The organism is Corynebacterium kroppenstedtii, assembly GCF_016894245.1.
GTDB lineage: Bacteria > Actinomycetota > Actinomycetes > Mycobacteriales > Mycobacteriaceae > Corynebacterium.
In genome coordinates this window covers 480297-495339 of record NZ_CP069792.1, presented here as the reverse complement: position 1 = coordinate 495339, position 15043 = coordinate 480297, and the positions used below count along the sequence as shown (strand labels likewise).

Sequence of the window (15043 nt, the reverse complement as noted above, 5' to 3'; positions counted from 1 at the left end):
GCTATGGCGCAGAAAGGGTCTCGATCAGTATTTCGCAAACTACTGGTCATCGTTGGTGTTCTCATTCTTCTGGGTGCAATTGCTGTCGGAATAGCGCAGTGGATGGGGTCTCGCGGTCAAGGCCCGGGAGCCCCCTCGAACAATGGTGAAGGATCCGGTAATCCGGAACAACCTGCAGATTGCCCGTCCGTCGAAGTTATCGCTGTGCCTGGGACAGGGGAATCCTCGACGAATGATGATCCCCTGCATCCGACGCAATTTCCCAATGCCTTGCTTCAAGGCGTTACGGGACCTTTGACGCAGAATAATGATTCATCGTCAGTGAAGGTTTGGACGGCGAATTATCCTGCTCAGATGAAAACTCTGGCAACGCTAGACCAAATGAACTATGCGGACTCGGCCAATGAAGGAGTCCGCATCGTCAACGCAGAATTGTCCGCAACTCATGGTCATTGCCCTGCGACGAAGTTCGCCATCATGGGTTTCTCTCAGGGAGCGGCCGTAGCTGGTGATGTTGCGAGTGACATAGGAAATAACCGTGGTGTCGTGCCGAGCGACGCAGTCGCGGGAGTCACAGCACTTGCTGATCCGCGTCGGGTGACCGGTGAAGGACAAACGGTCGGGGCTCAACCAAAAGGCGTTGGATCCGAAATTGCCTTGCAACCATTCGCAGCGGCGCTGGGCAATGTGGTACCTGGTTTTACTCCCCGTGGTCCGCGGTCTGGGGGAATGGGAGATCTGAACGATCGCGTCAATGAAATTTGCGCGCCGGGTGACGCCGTGTGCGATATGCCAACTAGCTTGAAGGTTGAGCCAGAGAACGTGGACGCGCTATTCACGGGTAATTCGCTGCATATTCAATATGGCACCAATCCGAACGTTATTGAGGGCACGACGTCTATCGCGTGGATGGTTCAGTGGGCTCAAGGACTCATCAATAACCACACATAGCTCACGCCGCATAGGTCGCGGATTCGCTGACATGAAAAACCCGCACCTTGCTCCCCAGCAGGTGCGGGCTTCTCTGTCCCATTGCTCCCTCAGAGTCCTATAGATCACCCTTCTTTCCTAGTAGCGTCGGCATAAAGCCTGAGTCCTTTTTCAGTGGTTAACGGTGTACAGGTGCTGTGACACTGCGTACCTGTGGCACTTTGTGTCGGTAGAAAACTGAGAATCCTGTTGTAGTCTCCGTCAGCCACTGACAGCAATGAATCTACGGACATTCTCTGGTTGTTCCATCCAGTGAACCTGTCAGTTTCCTTAGAGCTGTGTTCACTATCACCCATCAATCTCCCTGTAAAACGAAAGAAGATGACGATCGTTCTTTTCTTTGGCACAACCACCATGTATTTTATGGAGAGGGCATTAAAGTCCTGAGTCATTCCAGACATGCCTGTGAGGGGATCGCAGGTCATCACTGGGCACAATGAGGATGCATTGTCACCTCAAGGCTCATAAGCATATGACGGTGGGCATGGTGTAGCTCAGAGCCTCAAGCACTCCACGCTGTGGACTGGGGGATCTAACCCGTGCCACCAGGAAATAAAGGGGAATTACATACAATGGGGGATAACGAAATCTCTTCGCGGATAACTCACAGGGGATACCGCGGAAAGCACAGGGACAGTGAAACGCGCATAGGGGACCGTGCTTCCTTCGCTGTTCCAGCAATGAGCTTGGGCATTGCGTGTGTAGGCATCACTGCAGCAGCTCCGGCTGCATTCGCCGGAGGATTTGTCGAACCGCAATCAGTATCCGTTAAGCCACAGCAAACAATGAATCAGCAGGTGGCAAAACCCGCGCAGACAATACCGAAACAAACGAACACGGTCATCACAGCGTCTGAACGCGGAGGCACACAACAGTCTATCGCTCAGGGAATCCGCGTACAGCAAAAGCAGATCCCGCGCATGACGCCGCAATCCACCGCAACCCTCCCTAAAGCTACTGCACCTCAGCGTGCTGCCGTGCAGATTGATCAGCAGACACGTAACGACGCTCAAACTGTCCAGGTTAACCGGCAGTTATCGCAGAAAGAGGTCGGTGGGAAAGACCTTGTCGCGGGAGATAGTGCTCGCGGTAGTCGTGGCGATCATGCGCCACGCACCGGGCTCGGCCCGTGCTCTGGAGGAGTGTCCAAGGCCGAGGCTAAGTCGAAAGCTACCTCTAATGAAAGCGCGATCGGCGTGACTGCGGTAGCGAAACTCGCTATGGACTATAAGAACCGGATTGCGAGCCATATCGCCACGCCGGGAGCTTCGCTGGCTAAAAGCGCGGATTGCTCATGCCCACCGGACCGCGGGGCACTCCAGCAGAGGGATGCCCAGCGCCTCGCTGCATCGGCCCGCCACGCATGGAAGGCGGATGGAACGACGACTAACGAGTCCGCTATCGCAATTAGTGGCATCGGTAAGTCAGGAATTGTGTGGGGCGTCAAGGGCAGTATCTCGTCCACCACTGCCGAACAAGCCGTTGAGCAGCAGCGTACAAGCATGCAGAAGCGCATCATTGAGCAGAACCGTAACTCTCAGGTGTCTGCCCCGGTAGAGAAGGGGACCCCGATTCAGAAGGGTACGCCCATCCAGAAGGGCACCCCGATTGAAAAAGGCACGCCCATCCAGACCGTGTCGCGAACGGTAGAGAAGGGCACGCCCATTGCCCAGAGGAATCTCCTCACCGAGAAAGATATTCGGGCCGCTCAGGAAACAGTGAATCAGCACATTGCCGCCGCCGCAGCAACGGTAAAGGCCAATGCGGCAGCAGCGATTAACGCTAATGCGTCAAACCTGATTAACGCTGGTTTGTCGATTGCCGGCAACGTGTCGGAAGCGATTAACAGCGGTAATGCCCATAATGTGCAGGGGAACTGTCCTGTTCAGCAGCAGGTGAAGAATGACCCATGCCAGCAGCCAGCGCCGGAAAAGAAACCGTGTGCGTCAGCACCACAGGGCCAGCTAGGGGTCAGCATCAACGCGCAGGCCTCCCTCGGTGTGAATCTCAACCTTTCCGTGTGAGAACTGCCAGCATAAAGAGGATCCAGCTCAAAGAGAATGAGAGTCCTTGGCCGCCACCGTTGGGTAGTGGACTACCACGACAGCACGTGGGGGAAACTGCCTCGGTGGCTATGCGCCTATTTCACACCATCGAAAAGCTTCACAATCGGCTTCGATACCGCCAGAATGATGGCTCCGATCATCACACACACGCAGATCATTGTTATGAAATAGATTGTGGAATCATGTGCGGACTCCGGATTGTAAAAACCGGCCAGCGTACCTGCTAAAGCCGTACCCACAGCGGAGGTTAGATTCCACATCGCAACCATTCGTGCCGGATACGCACGCGGAGCAAGCTTAGTTGACATAGACAGTCCAACTGGAGACAGCAACAGCTCTGACACAGTGAAAAGGAACAACACCACAACAATCATGTAGTAGGGCGTTGAATGGTCAGCGTAGCTCACAAAGAAAAGGAAAGGAACCAAACCAAGCCCCAACATAATGGCCGACACGCCAAACTTCACCGGAGTAGACGGCTGACGTGTACCCAGACGATCCCACAGAATCGTGAAGAGCGGTGCTAAAAGAATAATGAAGATCGGGTTAATCGACTGAACCCATGAGGCCGGCGTATCCATGAAACCCCAACTCAAGTCCAGCTTCTTATCCGCATACATTGCCACCATCGTGAACTGCTGCTGATAGATCGACCAAAACACGCAAGCGGCCAGGAACATCGGAATAAACCCCAACAAACGATGGCGTTCCGTCCGATTCACCAATGAAGAACGGTACATTTCCTGCCAGAAATAAACTGCGGCGACAATCGCAATGACCGCAACATACGTCGACAATTGAGAAGTGGGAAAGAGTAGAGCAAGCCCAACAATGATGACCGTCAACGCGATGACCCCACCCCACGACTTGACGCGTTCATCAGGCCGCAAAGGATTCGGAGCTTTGGCGCCAGCATTCTGCAACGTGGTCTTCCTCATCAGGATGTACTGAATAAGGCCCAAAGCCATACCAACCGCAGCTGCTCCGAAGCCCCAGTGGAAACCCATCTGCTTCCATAGGGCGCCTGTCACCAGAGGGCCAATCAAGGCACCGATGTTCACGCCCATGTAGAACAACGAAAAACCGCCATCGCGTTTGGGGTCGCCCTCTTCGTATAAAGTTCCGACCATCGCGGAATTCGCCGTTTTCAGGGCTCCTGACCCCACCGCAACCAGGACAAGACCAATGATCAGTCCAGTGAAGCCGGGCAGAAGAGCAAGCGACATGTGCCCCAACATGATAAGCACCGCCGAATAAAACAGTGTCTTTTCTGCCCCGAGGACACGGTCAGAAATCCACGCACCACCGATCGAGGCGAGGAAAACCGCACCACCATAGGCACCGACGATTGACGTTGCCAGGCTTTCGGACATGCCCAGCCCGCCGTCGTCGGTGCTGTGATACAGGTAGAAGAGAACAAGGCCTTGGAGCCCGTAGAAGCTGAAGCGCTCCCACATCTCCACTCCGAAGAGGTTCGCCAACCCCCACGGGTGGCCGAAGAATGTTTTGGAGGTGGTTTCTCCGCGTCCAGCAAGGGTGGATCCGGTGGATCCTTGGGCCGGGTCGGTATGTGACATACAACTATTGAAGCACTCCGCTATTTCTCGCCATGCATAGCGGGGTCATTTATTTACTCGTCACTTGTCGGCTTTGTGCTTTTCTTCGGCGTCGATAAGAGCTTGTCGACGCTCACGCCTCTTGTGCGCGCGTGACGCAGAGAGGCGGGTCAGGCCCCGCCATCCGAGGATGAAGATCGCCGACGTTACCGTCGCCACGATGATGAATGACCAGTGCGGGACTTTGCTGTGGTGGAAACCCCAAATCGTGAGGCCCACAATGACGGCGGGAATCCACACAGCAATACCGAACGGGATTACAGTGCCGGCGGGGCGGCGGAGGATGGCCATGACACCGAACCCGGCGGCCGCGCCGAGCAAGAATGGCCAAGCAGTAGCGAGGACACCGCCCCAACTGAATGGCAATTCCGGTGAATTGTGGGCGATACGCGCAAGTAGGGCGAAGAGCAGAACTGCGATGATGTCCATCACCGCTGCTTGCACGTAGCTCACTTGCGTGCCTGGTGCACGGTTTGGGTCAGTCTCGGATCCCGGAGAAGCGGACTGTGACATGATGAACTCCAATCCTTAGTATTGCGCCATTATCTAGCGCCTCTATTGTCAGTATCGTCAGTGCGTTTTTAGTGTGTCCGTACTGTATGAGGTTCACGTGCGGTTCCTCAGGACCGCCCCAACATCATCGCGCGTTTGGGTCCCGCATATTGAATGAGGAAAATGATCCAGCCCACAGCGGCGAGGAGAATGAACGAAATCATTCTGAAAATAATGGTGGCAGCAAGCGCGGTTGCCGACGTCATACCGGTGGCGACGAGAGTGCCGACTATCGTTGCCTCGACGGGTCCCAACCCGCCCGGCGTGACCTGCGCAGTTCCCACGATTTTGGCAGTGACGAACGCGAGGACAACCGATGCCACGTTGGGGTGTGCCCCCACCGCCCATAGGCAAACGAGGAGGCAGAGGCAATCTGCGCCCCAGTTCACGCCTGACCACATGGCCGCCAATGCAAGCTTCGGTAACGGCAGGTCAACACTGCTGAGGGTCTTAATGCTTTCGCGTGCTTTGTCGATTCCAGTGTTGAGAGGTTTGTTCCGATAGTGGTTGACCTTGCGAAGGATGGTGACGACAACGCGCTCGACGCTAGAGAGATGTGCTGCTAACCATTTCACAACTAGTAATACGACAACCACAGCGGTAAGAGAGATGACGAGTGTCCACGGGTTCACCTTGGCACCCAAGAAATAGAATGCGGTGAGGCCGAAAAGAGCTAGCACACCTGACGCGATGACACCGGAGATCACCATATACCAGCTAGCAATCACTGAAGAAGCTCCCCATTTGTGCTGCTCACGGAAAATCATCGCTAGTGAAATTGCTGGACCACCAGGGAAAGTGGCAGACACAGAGTTCGACGTCAGAGTGAGGGCGTAGACACTGGATCGTTTGCAGGGGACCCCAGCGCTGCGTAGGAGGACGTACATGAGCTCGCCCATGGCCAGGATTGAAAGGCCGATAAAAGCGACTCCGACGATGATCCACGTGGTGTTTGCCGATCCGATGTAGCCCAGACCCTCTGAAACGAAATCAATACTGCCTCGGACGACCATCGTGAGGGCGGCTACCACAGCAAGGAAGAACACTAATCGAACCAGAGGGTGCCTCATTAGAGTGATGGCTCGTCGCCACCAGGGGAGGGGCCGAACTTTGACGCTTCCTGAGGTGTGAGATCGGCGCGACACTTGTTCCTTCGGGGCGACAGTGGTACCCGTGGCTGACTGTGCGTCGGCCAGCACTGCGTCCTTTGCGCGCGCAGTGACCTCGGTTTTTCGTCCAGGTGTTTCCGCTTCTACAGTCATTGCATCAGCTCCCTCACGACTGGCCGTCATGATGAGATGACTTCACAGAACGAAGGGAGCGGTACGGCTGTAGCCACGCGCCCTCGTCGGGAAGGCGGTCGAGATTTACTCGCGGGAGTGGCGTGGTAAAGATATCCGGGATGTCTTCGAGGTCGACGAATCGTATGGCCTCGCTCATCACCGCCCAGGTGGCGTGTTCGTAAAAACCCAGCACGGCAACGTCGATACCCTCGGCAGCCAGTTCTTCTAGCCGTGGTTGAAAGTTTCTGCCATCAGCGCTGGCAACATACACCGAGCGCAGCACACCCTCGTCGTACCTGCGGTTGATGTGCGCCAGCATGTCCGGATCGACATCGGTGTCGTCGAAAAGCTTGGGTTTAGCAAAAACCGCGAAACCGAGATTGCGGAGGGCGTCGATCCACGGGCGGATTGAGTCTGCGGACCCGGGCATGATGTTGGTGAAGACCGTGGCTTCTGGTTCGATCTGTTCGTCGAGGGAAGCGCTGAGCTGGTCTGTTTCGTGGATCAGCCATTGTCCGAGCGAATCGAAGCGTGGGCGGTAGGCAGAGCTTGGTCGTCCACCGAGAATTGATCCCAAGCCCATATCGATATTGGGTGCATCCCAAATGAGCAGTGCCGAAGGAGTTTCGTCGGGTGCTGCTGAATATGAATGGCCTCGGGATGTGGTGTTTGCGTGGTGAGTCACTTCCGCCTCCACAAGTATTCCCTGATTGTGTGGTCCATGCTAAGCCCGCGGTTTTCAAATTTGGTGGTAAGTTGACGGTCGGTCAGGATGGGGGACTCATTCCATGGCCAGCCCTTGTACTCAAGGAGCGGTTCCACGGTGACGAGGTCGTCGATCCACTCGGCATAGCCAGTGTGATCAGTTGCGACGTGGAGTACCCCACCGGGTTTGAGCCGGGATGCGATTAAATGCAGCGTTCCTGACTGTATGATGCGACGTTTGTGATGGCGTGCTTTGGGCCAGGGGTCGGGGAAAAAGATTCGCACCCCTAATAGCGACTCTGGTGCAATCATGCGGTGGAGAACTTCGACGCCATCGCCACGAACCATTCTGATATTGGTGAGGTTTTCCCGGGTGAAGGCGCCGAGCAGTTTCGCGAGTCCAGGTTTATAGAGGTCAACCGCGATGACGTTGAGGTCGGGTTCGCGGGATGCCATAGCTATTGTGGACGTGCCGGTTCCTGATCCGATCTCGAGGATGGTGGGGGCGGATCGACCGAACCAGCCGTCGGTATCAATAACAGTGTCATCGAGGACGCGACCGTATGTTGGCCATTTCTCGTCCCACAGTTCTTGTTGACGAGGTGTCAGTGTTCCTCGTCGGAAGCTCACGGTTCCTAGTCGGGGGTAATCTCGACCGTCGTTGACGACGGTTTGCGGGGGCCGACCGTGGGGGAGCTCGCCAATTGGGCCTTCAAGATTCGTGGACACCGGGGTTATTTTGCCAGGGAGGCCTACCTTTAATCAATCTTTCGCTGATCGTGTTGTGAGCATCATGACTACTTTTTATGGGTAGCTGTCCTGAATGATGGAAGGGTTGCGTGGGGATTATGTGGGGAATTCTTCTCTTTAGGGTTGATCGCGGTGTGAATACTGGCCATAATATTGGCGCATACAATTGAGTATCATGCTGCGTCGGGGGATGGGCGTGGCTCATTAATTAGGGGGACGTTATGCAGCCGGGGATGCCGGTCTCGTCGCTAATTCGTTTTATTCAAATGTCGTATCCGCATAGCAACAGTGAGGCTCGACGTTTTTTTGATCATGCCGTAACACATGTTGGCACCCCAGTAGAGGTCTCGACCGCATTGGAACAGAGTGCTGCGGTGGATCCCGCGATGCGTGATCGAATACAAGAGGTTATCGACGTTCAAGTGGGTGATGTTGCGTGAGCGCCCCTGTGGTTCCTCAGCAATCTTCGTGGGCGGCCGTTCCCGAATCTGACGTCGGCGGACCGAGTGATAGAGGACACGAAGGGGGAGAGCGACATTTCGTCGTCAGTATTATTGGGCCGGATGTGGCGGCGCTTCCTCGGGTAGCTGGTGTTGTGGAAGCTGCCGTACGGGGTGGTTTCCCTGGTGACCCCAAGAACGTGACATGGGACGTAGCTATCGCTGCGGGGCCTGAAGTGCAACCTGATGTCGTTGTGGCAGTGGTACCGCCCGCAACGCATGCGATTATTCCCGATAAGGATCGGCGGATTCTTGAGGCTGTGCGTCGCGCAGTGGATCATGTTGTGATTCTCTCGGCGGCTGAGGGGCCGCTGTCTGAGAACTCGGCTGGTGCCCTGTTTTTCCCCGGTGATGGCAAGCAGTTGCCTCGTAACTGGGACGGCATCCCTATTTGTTATTCCGATTATGAATTGATGACGGTATGCCACCGATGTGCGCAAGAACTTGTGGCATCGTCGACGGCAGCTGATTCAGGAATCAGCTCAGGAAACAGTGAGGTGGATTCAGGGGCGGATAGTTCTGACCGCGGCCCGGCCGTCGATGATGTGGAAGAGTATTACACGTTGACGGTTCCGTCATCTGGGGTATCGACGCCGAGCTCGGCCACGACGGCTGTCCTTTCTGATATTGGCGTTGTCCGTGTACCTGAGAAGAAACTCACGTATGACGTTTCGTCGCATGTGCTGCTTCCTTCGAGCACCTTGAGAAATTGGTTGCATACTGAGGAAAAGCAACGTCGGGACAGTATGGCCGTGACGAATCAACATTGTCGCGCAATGATGGATCGTGCTGTCCAGGATGCGTATCGGTCAGCATCGTCGGCGTGGCGTTCGTGCCTTGACCCGAAAGAATTGCCCGAGATTATCGATGCCGCCACGGACCAGTTGAATGACGATCGGCCCGCCGGTACTGAGCCGGTGCCGTATATAGATGTGCCCTTTGATCCTCCGGAAGCAAGCGTGACGGAGCGGATCTTGATCATTTCTGTTGGGATCAGCCTGGGCCTAGGCGTGGCTCGAATGGTGGTGATGCCCCTGGTGGGGACCGCGTTCGGTGTCTCAATCAGCCTGGGAATAGCTTTTGGCTTGTTTTGCGCGATTGTGGTCAGTTATATGCGTCACCAGCAGCTTCAGAATAATTTTCGACGGGTGGGTGGCGCGGATGCGTTGTCATTAGCGCGCGATCAGTGGGTTGATCATGCGCGTCGGGTTACCAGCCATGCGGAGGAAAAACGAGTGAAGCGGCTGCGGTCGGGGGGCTTGCGGACAGTGGCCTTGCAGGAGGCTCTTGCTCATATGGAGATGGCCTCATCGCGTCCCGGCGTATCGCGGTCTGGTATTGCACGGCCGGGTGGCAAGTGAAGTAATCCGATACGTAGCGAGAGGCAACGACAATGTCGGATGCATTTTTCTTATTTGACGGCGATGAGGTGTTGGGGGACTGGTGGGGTGGCCACTCGGCGGTGGGGCCTCCGGCGGTTTCGGCGCTCTGTGGTTTGACGGACTGTGAGACGGGGCCGCCGGGGGTATCGGGGCTGACGTTGTCACTCGAGGGAAGCTTTTACGACCTCGGTGATGCCCGGCTTGATGCTGACGGTGACGGAACTAGTGATTCAGTGACACTCTCCGACGACGATGGCTTGACGGTGTATACCGACTCTGATGGTGACGGCATGGTTGACCGGGTAACCACCGTGCGGTTCGACGGGGGATATGCCTCGTGGGCAATGAATGTCGATGAGCGCAGTGGCCATGGGGATGTCGCTGTGGAGGGGATTTCGCATGAAAAAACCCAGCATAGGAAGTTTCATGACATCAATAATGAAATTTCATATCAAGTACATTCATTGGGTGGGGTGCGAGCGCAAAGCTTTAATGACGGTGAGAGGAATCACAGTAAAGCTGGTGGGGATGAAACGTCTCCCGATGACGAGCGTGTGAAAATGCGGGGTTCAACGACGCTGAATAAGCGATATGCGAGTTCAAAGCAATGTTTAGACACGTGGACTCGGGGGCGATGGGAATGTGTTGAGCGTGGTAACTGGGATAAAAGCTAAAACGGGAAATAAAAAATGATGGAGAAACCGAGGAAAACAAACTAAGGGGCGCGGGTTGATTGAACGGGCGCAAAATACCCCCGAAATGTGACATTCATCGCTACACGGATTGGGGTAAAGAGCGTCTTTCGTCCCCTCCTTACGGTTAGAGTGGTAATGGAAGCCGGGAGCGGGATTGAGAACCGTGTAAGCGACCGGCCCACTACATCGATCTGAGGAGGTAATCCTATGTCAGTACCTACGATCCCGGGATTCGAAGGTAATGCCCCTACAACGAACCAAGACATGCTCGAATGGATCTCGGAGTGTGCTGAACTGTGCCAGCCCGATAAGGTCGTTTTCTGCGACGGCTCTGACGAAGAATGGGAAGCTATCGCGGAGGATCTCGTCAAGAAGGGGACGCTGGTCAAGCTTAATGAGGAAAAGCGACCCAATTCATACTTAGCATCGTCTGACCCTGCAGATGTTGCTCGAGTCGAGTCTCGGACCTTTATCTGCTCGAAGACTGAAGATGGCGCCGGCCCGACGAACAACTGGCGCGACCCGGACGAGATGCGTGCCGAAATGAGCGAGCACTTCAAGGGTTCCATGAAGGGGCGGACCATGTACGTGGTTCCATTCTGCATGGGCCCGATCACCGATCCCGACCCCAAGCTAGGGATCGAGCTCACCGACTCCGGCTATGTTGTGATGTCGATGCGCATTATGACCCGCATGGGTAAGGAAGCCCTCGACAAGATCGGTGATGGCCCGTTTGTTAAGGGGCTTCACTCCGTTGGTCACCCGCTGGAGCCAGGCGAAGAAGACGTCAAGTGGCCGTGCAATGAGACGAAGTACATCACACAGTTCCCTGAGGACCGTGTGATCTGGTCATACGGTTCTGGCTATGGCGGTAACGCCATCTTGGCAAAGAAGTGCTACGCCCTCCGTATTGCTTCTGTCATGGCCAAGGATGAAGGCTGGATGGCAGAGCACATGCTGATCCTGAAACTCATCTCCCCGGAGGGCAAGCCATACCACATTTGTGCGGCATTCCCCTCTCAGTGTGGTAAGACTAACCTAGCGATGATTCAACCGACTATCCCCGGCTGGAAAGCCGAGGTCATCGGCGACGACATCGCTTGGCTCCACTTTGGTGACGATGGTCGGCTATATGCGGTCAACCCAGAAAATGGTTTCTTCGGGGTCGCCCCGGGAACCAACTACAAGTCCAACCCTAACGCCATGAAGACCATGGAGCGAGGAAACAACATCTTCACCAACGTCGCGTTGACCGACGATGGCGATGTGTGGTGGGAAGGCCTGGAGAATGAGCCTGATCACCTCATTGACTGGAAAGGCAAGGATTGGACACCAGACGAGGATTGCTTGTCCTCGCACCCGAATTCTCGGTACTGCGTTCCGATCGAACAATGCCCTGTAGCTGCGCCAGAGTTTAATGATCCGAAAGGCGTGCCGGTCGACGCGATTCTCTTCGGTGGACGTCGCCCCGATACCGTGCCGCTGGTGACAGAGGCTATCGACTGGCAGCACGCAACCTTCATCGGTGCAACGCTAGCCTCCGGCCAAACCGCCGCAGCTGCCGAAGCCAAGGTCGGTACCCTTCGTTACGACCCCATGGCCATGCTTCCGTTCATCGGCTACAACGTGGGCGACTACCTCCAGCACTGGCTGGACATCGGAAAGAAGGGTGGAGACAAGCTGCCTAAGGTCTTCTTGGTTAACTGGTTCCGCCGCGGCGACGACGGTCGTTTCCTCTGGCCGGGCTTCGGCGAAAACAGCCGTGTCCTTAAGTGGATCGTGGATCGGATCGAGGGGCGCGTCGATGCAAAGAGGACGGTGGTCGGATACACCGCCTACTCGAAGGACATCGATATCGATGGCCTAGACACAGACCCCAAGGATGTCAAAGCTGCGCTGACCGCACCTGCGGATAAATGGCAGATGGATCTCTCCGATACCGAAGGTTGGTTGAAGAGCTTGGGTCCGAAGGTCCCCCAAGAAATTTGGGACGAGTTCGACTTCCTCAAGACCAGGATTAAGACAGCCAATAAGGATGGCAAGAAAGCCCTGGATGACATGAAGAAGAAGTAAAACCTTTCTCTTCTGAAGGAAGCAAGCCAAGGGCGCACATCTTCTCTGATGTGCGCCCTATGCGTGTAATATTGCTGGCCATGAGTCATGATCATCCAGTAGTGCGACACACCATCTTCCAGAACTCTCTAATGACTGCTTTGTTGGATGGTATTTACGACGGAGAAATGACCATCGGCGAGTTGCTTGGGAAAGGCAACTTCGGGTTGGGGACCTTCGATGCCCTCGATGGTGAGATGGTCATTATTGACGGTGTCTGTTACCAGCTGAAACACGACGGAACAGCCCGCCCCGCAGAGCTCGAACAGCGGACACCCTACGCGGTGGCAACGAACTTCGTGCCCCGCATTGTCCGCGAAGCGCCATCACACATCAGCCGGGCGGACCTGTCGTCATTTATCGACAGCATGACCCCGTCAGAAAACTACATGTATGCCCTGCGTATCCGCGGAAAATTCACTGAGGTGCGAACTCGCACCGTGGTTCGCCAAGAGCGCCCCTATCGGCCCATGCACAAGGTCACTGAGGAGGATGCCGCCCAGGTATTTAATGACGTATCGGGCGTCATCGCTGGCTTCCGCACCCCCATTTACGAAAAAGGGATTTCGGTTCCCGGGTGTCACGTGCACTTTATTGACGACGATCGCACCAGCGGTGGCCACGTCTTGGACTTCGAGCTTGAAAAGGGCGTCATTGAACTATGCCCCGGGACGGACCTCGAGCTTAAGCTCCCCTTGACGCAAGATTTCTCCCGTGCGAACCTCGCCCCGGAGGATTTAGACGAGAAACTCCACACAACCGAGGTGAAAGACTAGTGTCTACGGCCCGTCGAGGAGCGAACGTGATAGAGGCGTGGCGTCCGCGATTTCATGTGACGCCGGCGGGTGGCAGGCTTATGGCACCCAACGGTGTGGTGACAGATGACGGGCGTCTTCATGTCTTTTTTGCCCATGACCAGCGCTTCCCGGTACAGAATTCACGCCTTCGCTGGGGGCATGCCAGCGTTGTGGTGACCCCGGGCCCAGATGGGCACACCCCGCGGCTGAGATCCGAATGGCGCTTCCACCCGGACGTGCTGGTTCCTAACCACGACTATGACCGGGATGGGTGTTTGTCAGGCAGCGCTGTTCGTGACGACGACGGCACCGTGCGTCTGGTGTATACGGGCATTGTTGCTCCTCAGGGGGAGGGGCGTCGCGTTCACAACTCGACGCCGGCCGAAGACTCAGCATCCGGTCATTTTTCAGCAGATTGGTGCAACGCGTCGGTGAACCTGGCCGCCTTGTTTGACACCAGTGGCCGGCATGGCGGGTGGTGTCGCCCAAGTAGTCATAACCCCTTGTTAGATAGCGCTTCCTCCCCAGAGGGAGCCTGTGGCCCGTTCGTGTTCCGAGACCCCGATTCGCCATACGGGGGCTGGCGGATGGTTTTGGGTTCGGTGCAGGAGCCGTCGTTAACCTTGTACCGCTCGGATAATCTGCGGACATGGACGGCGGACGGTCCCTTGACCCTCGACACAACGGATGCCGAGGAGGGCGACACCTTTGATATCGTCCCGGAGGCGTCAACATGGGAGTATCCCAATCTGCTCCGTATGCGTGATTGCTCAACGGGGGAGGATAAGGATGTTCTCGTGGTCAGCATGCGGGGTGTCTCACCGCACGCGCATCATTTTGCCAGTTCAGCACAGTGTGTGTATTGGGTTGGCCGGCTTGAAGGGACAACATTCCACATTGAACGCGGGTGCAGTGAACTGGATCTGGGCCACGAGTTTTATGCCGCCCGGTTCGCGCCAGTGACGGGTGATGATGCAGCCGTCAATGATGCGATCATGATCGCCTGGGCCGGTTTGCCGGATGCGGATGACCAGCCGACGGCGGACGATGGGTGGGTTCATTGTCTGACGATGCCGCGACGTGTTCGCCTGTGTGGCGGGCGACTCGTTCAAGAATTCGTGACGACGTCGTCGGCGGCCGCAGATGTGGCGTCGGGTGTGATTGATTCCGCGATCATCCCCGAAACGAATGTGTACGGCACGATGGTGGGGGTGCGTCGGGATATCCCGGAGCCACGTCATCGCTCCCACCTGGGGTTAGTGTCGGCGGACGGAGTCCATATTGATGTGGACATGATGCGCAACAAAGCCGGTGACCTGCTGGTTCGCATCGATCGGACGGAGCAGTCGTACCACGACGGACCCGATGTTCGCGGTGTCATGATTCTGTCTGAGGCGATTGACAATTATCGCAACCATATTGGTAAGGCGGAATTGTTGTTGAGCGTGGACGGATCGATAATGGAAGCTGGCGTTGCGGGGTACACCTTGACCTCGCGGCTATTTTTGAATCGTGGGGATCATTGGGCCGAGGAGACGTGGTCATAGCTGGTGAAATGGTGGAACAGGTTTATAGAGCTTTCCGGGCGGGAAGTT

Annotated in this window: 12 protein-coding genes; 7 read left to right on the top strand and 5 right to left on the bottom strand. The window is 55.9% G+C overall.

Annotated elements, in window-relative coordinates; genetic code table 11:
• The first annotated feature begins 3 nt into the window (after positions 1-3).
• Both I6J23_RS02300 and I6J23_RS02295 read left to right on the top strand, forming a co-directional pair.
• Positions 4-951, top strand: coding sequence for a cutinase family protein (locus I6J23_RS02300; protein ID WP_204582368.1), 948 nt, complete (start codon positions 4-6; stop codon positions 949-951).
• Positions 952-1562: 611 nt separating this feature from the next.
• Complete coding sequence (locus I6J23_RS02295; RefSeq protein ID WP_204582367.1) at positions 1563-3014, top strand: hypothetical protein; 1452 nt, start codon at positions 1563-1565, stop codon at positions 3012-3014.
• 116 nt (positions 3015-3130) lie between these two features.
• On the opposite strand, the gene I6J23_RS02290 is transcribed toward I6J23_RS02295, so the two are convergent.
• The 5 genes from I6J23_RS02290 to trmB all read right to left on the bottom strand — a co-directional run bounded on the left by I6J23_RS02290 (position 3131) and on the right by trmB (position 7941).
• A complete protein-coding gene (locus I6J23_RS02290; RefSeq protein ID WP_204582366.1) occupies positions 3131-4633 on the bottom strand; it encodes a peptide MFS transporter in 1503 nt (500 codons plus the stop codon).
• 60 nt (positions 4634-4693) lie between these two features.
• Positions 4694-5185, bottom strand: a complete 492-nt coding sequence (locus tag I6J23_RS02285; protein WP_231725401.1) for a DUF3054 domain-containing protein — start codon at positions 5183-5185, stop codon at positions 4694-4696.
• A 107-nt stretch (positions 5186-5292) separates the two neighbouring features.
• Positions 5293-6486: a lysylphosphatidylglycerol synthase transmembrane domain-containing protein gene (locus I6J23_RS02280; protein WP_204582365.1), complete on the bottom strand. Its 1194-nt coding sequence runs from the start codon at positions 6484-6486 to the stop codon at positions 5293-5295.
• A 13-nt stretch (positions 6487-6499) separates the two neighbouring features.
• Positions 6500-7192, bottom strand: a complete 693-nt coding sequence (locus tag I6J23_RS02275; protein ID WP_204582364.1) for an NYN domain-containing protein — start codon at positions 7190-7192, stop codon at positions 6500-6502.
• A complete protein-coding gene (gene trmB / locus I6J23_RS02270; RefSeq protein WP_204582363.1) occupies positions 7189-7941 on the bottom strand; it encodes a tRNA (guanosine(46)-N7)-methyltransferase TrmB in 753 nt (250 codons plus the stop codon). The genes I6J23_RS02275 and trmB overlap by 4 nt, the downstream gene beginning before the upstream one ends.
• Before the next feature lie 457 nt (positions 7942-8398).
• Between trmB and I6J23_RS02265 the strand changes: the two genes are divergently transcribed.
• The 5 genes from I6J23_RS02265 (at position 8399) to I6J23_RS02245 (ending at position 14995) form a co-directional block, all read left to right on the top strand.
• Positions 8399-9823, top strand: coding sequence for a hypothetical protein (locus I6J23_RS02265; protein WP_204582362.1), 1425 nt, complete (start codon positions 8399-8401; stop codon positions 9821-9823).
• A gap of 32 nt (positions 9824-9855) precedes the next feature.
• The gene (locus I6J23_RS02260; protein ID WP_204582361.1) at positions 9856-10518 is read left to right on the top strand and encodes a DUF6802 family protein; all 663 of its coding nucleotides are present in this window, start codon (positions 9856-9858) and stop codon (positions 10516-10518) included.
• A 228-nt stretch (positions 10519-10746) separates the two neighbouring features.
• Entirely contained in the window at positions 10747-12612 is a 1866-nt protein-coding gene (locus I6J23_RS02255; protein WP_204582360.1) for a phosphoenolpyruvate carboxykinase (GTP), read from the top strand.
• Positions 12613-12692: 80 nt separating this feature from the next.
• Positions 12693-13427, top strand: a complete 735-nt coding sequence (gene budA / locus I6J23_RS02250) for an acetolactate decarboxylase (protein ID WP_041629048.1) — start codon at positions 12693-12695, stop codon at positions 13425-13427.
• A complete protein-coding gene (locus tag I6J23_RS02245) occupies positions 13427-14995 on the top strand; it encodes a glycoside hydrolase family 32 protein (protein ID WP_318744916.1) in 1569 nt (522 codons plus the stop codon). Before budA ends, I6J23_RS02245 begins: the two co-directional genes overlap by 1 nt.
• Positions 14996-15043 lie beyond the last annotated feature (48 nt).

What these genes read in the sequence shown, in the direction of transcription:
- I6J23_RS02300 (WP_204582368.1), top strand. Translation starts at nt 4, where the DNA reads ATGGCGCAGAAAGGGTCTCGATCAGTATTTCGCAAACTACTGGTCATC.
- I6J23_RS02295 (WP_204582367.1), top strand. Translation starts at nt 1,563, where the DNA reads ATGGGGGATAACGAAATCTCTTCGCGGATAACTCACAGGGGATACCGC.
- I6J23_RS02290 (WP_204582366.1), bottom strand. Translation starts at nt 4,633, where the DNA reads ATGTCACATACCGACCCGGCCCAAGGATCCACCGGATCCACCCTTGCT.
- I6J23_RS02285 (WP_231725401.1), bottom strand. Translation starts at nt 5,185, where the DNA reads ATGTCACAGTCCGCTTCTCCGGGATCCGAGACTGACCCAAACCGTGCA.
- I6J23_RS02280 (WP_204582365.1), bottom strand. Translation starts at nt 6,486, where the DNA reads ATGACTGTAGAAGCGGAAACACCTGGACGAAAAACCGAGGTCACTGCG.
- I6J23_RS02260 (WP_204582361.1), top strand. Translation starts at nt 9,856, where the DNA reads ATGTCGGATGCATTTTTCTTATTTGACGGCGATGAGGTGTTGGGGGAC.
- I6J23_RS02255 (WP_204582360.1), top strand. Translation starts at nt 10,747, where the DNA reads ATGTCAGTACCTACGATCCCGGGATTCGAAGGTAATGCCCCTACAACG.
- budA (WP_041629048.1), top strand. Translation starts at nt 12,693, where the DNA reads ATGAGTCATGATCATCCAGTAGTGCGACACACCATCTTCCAGAACTCT.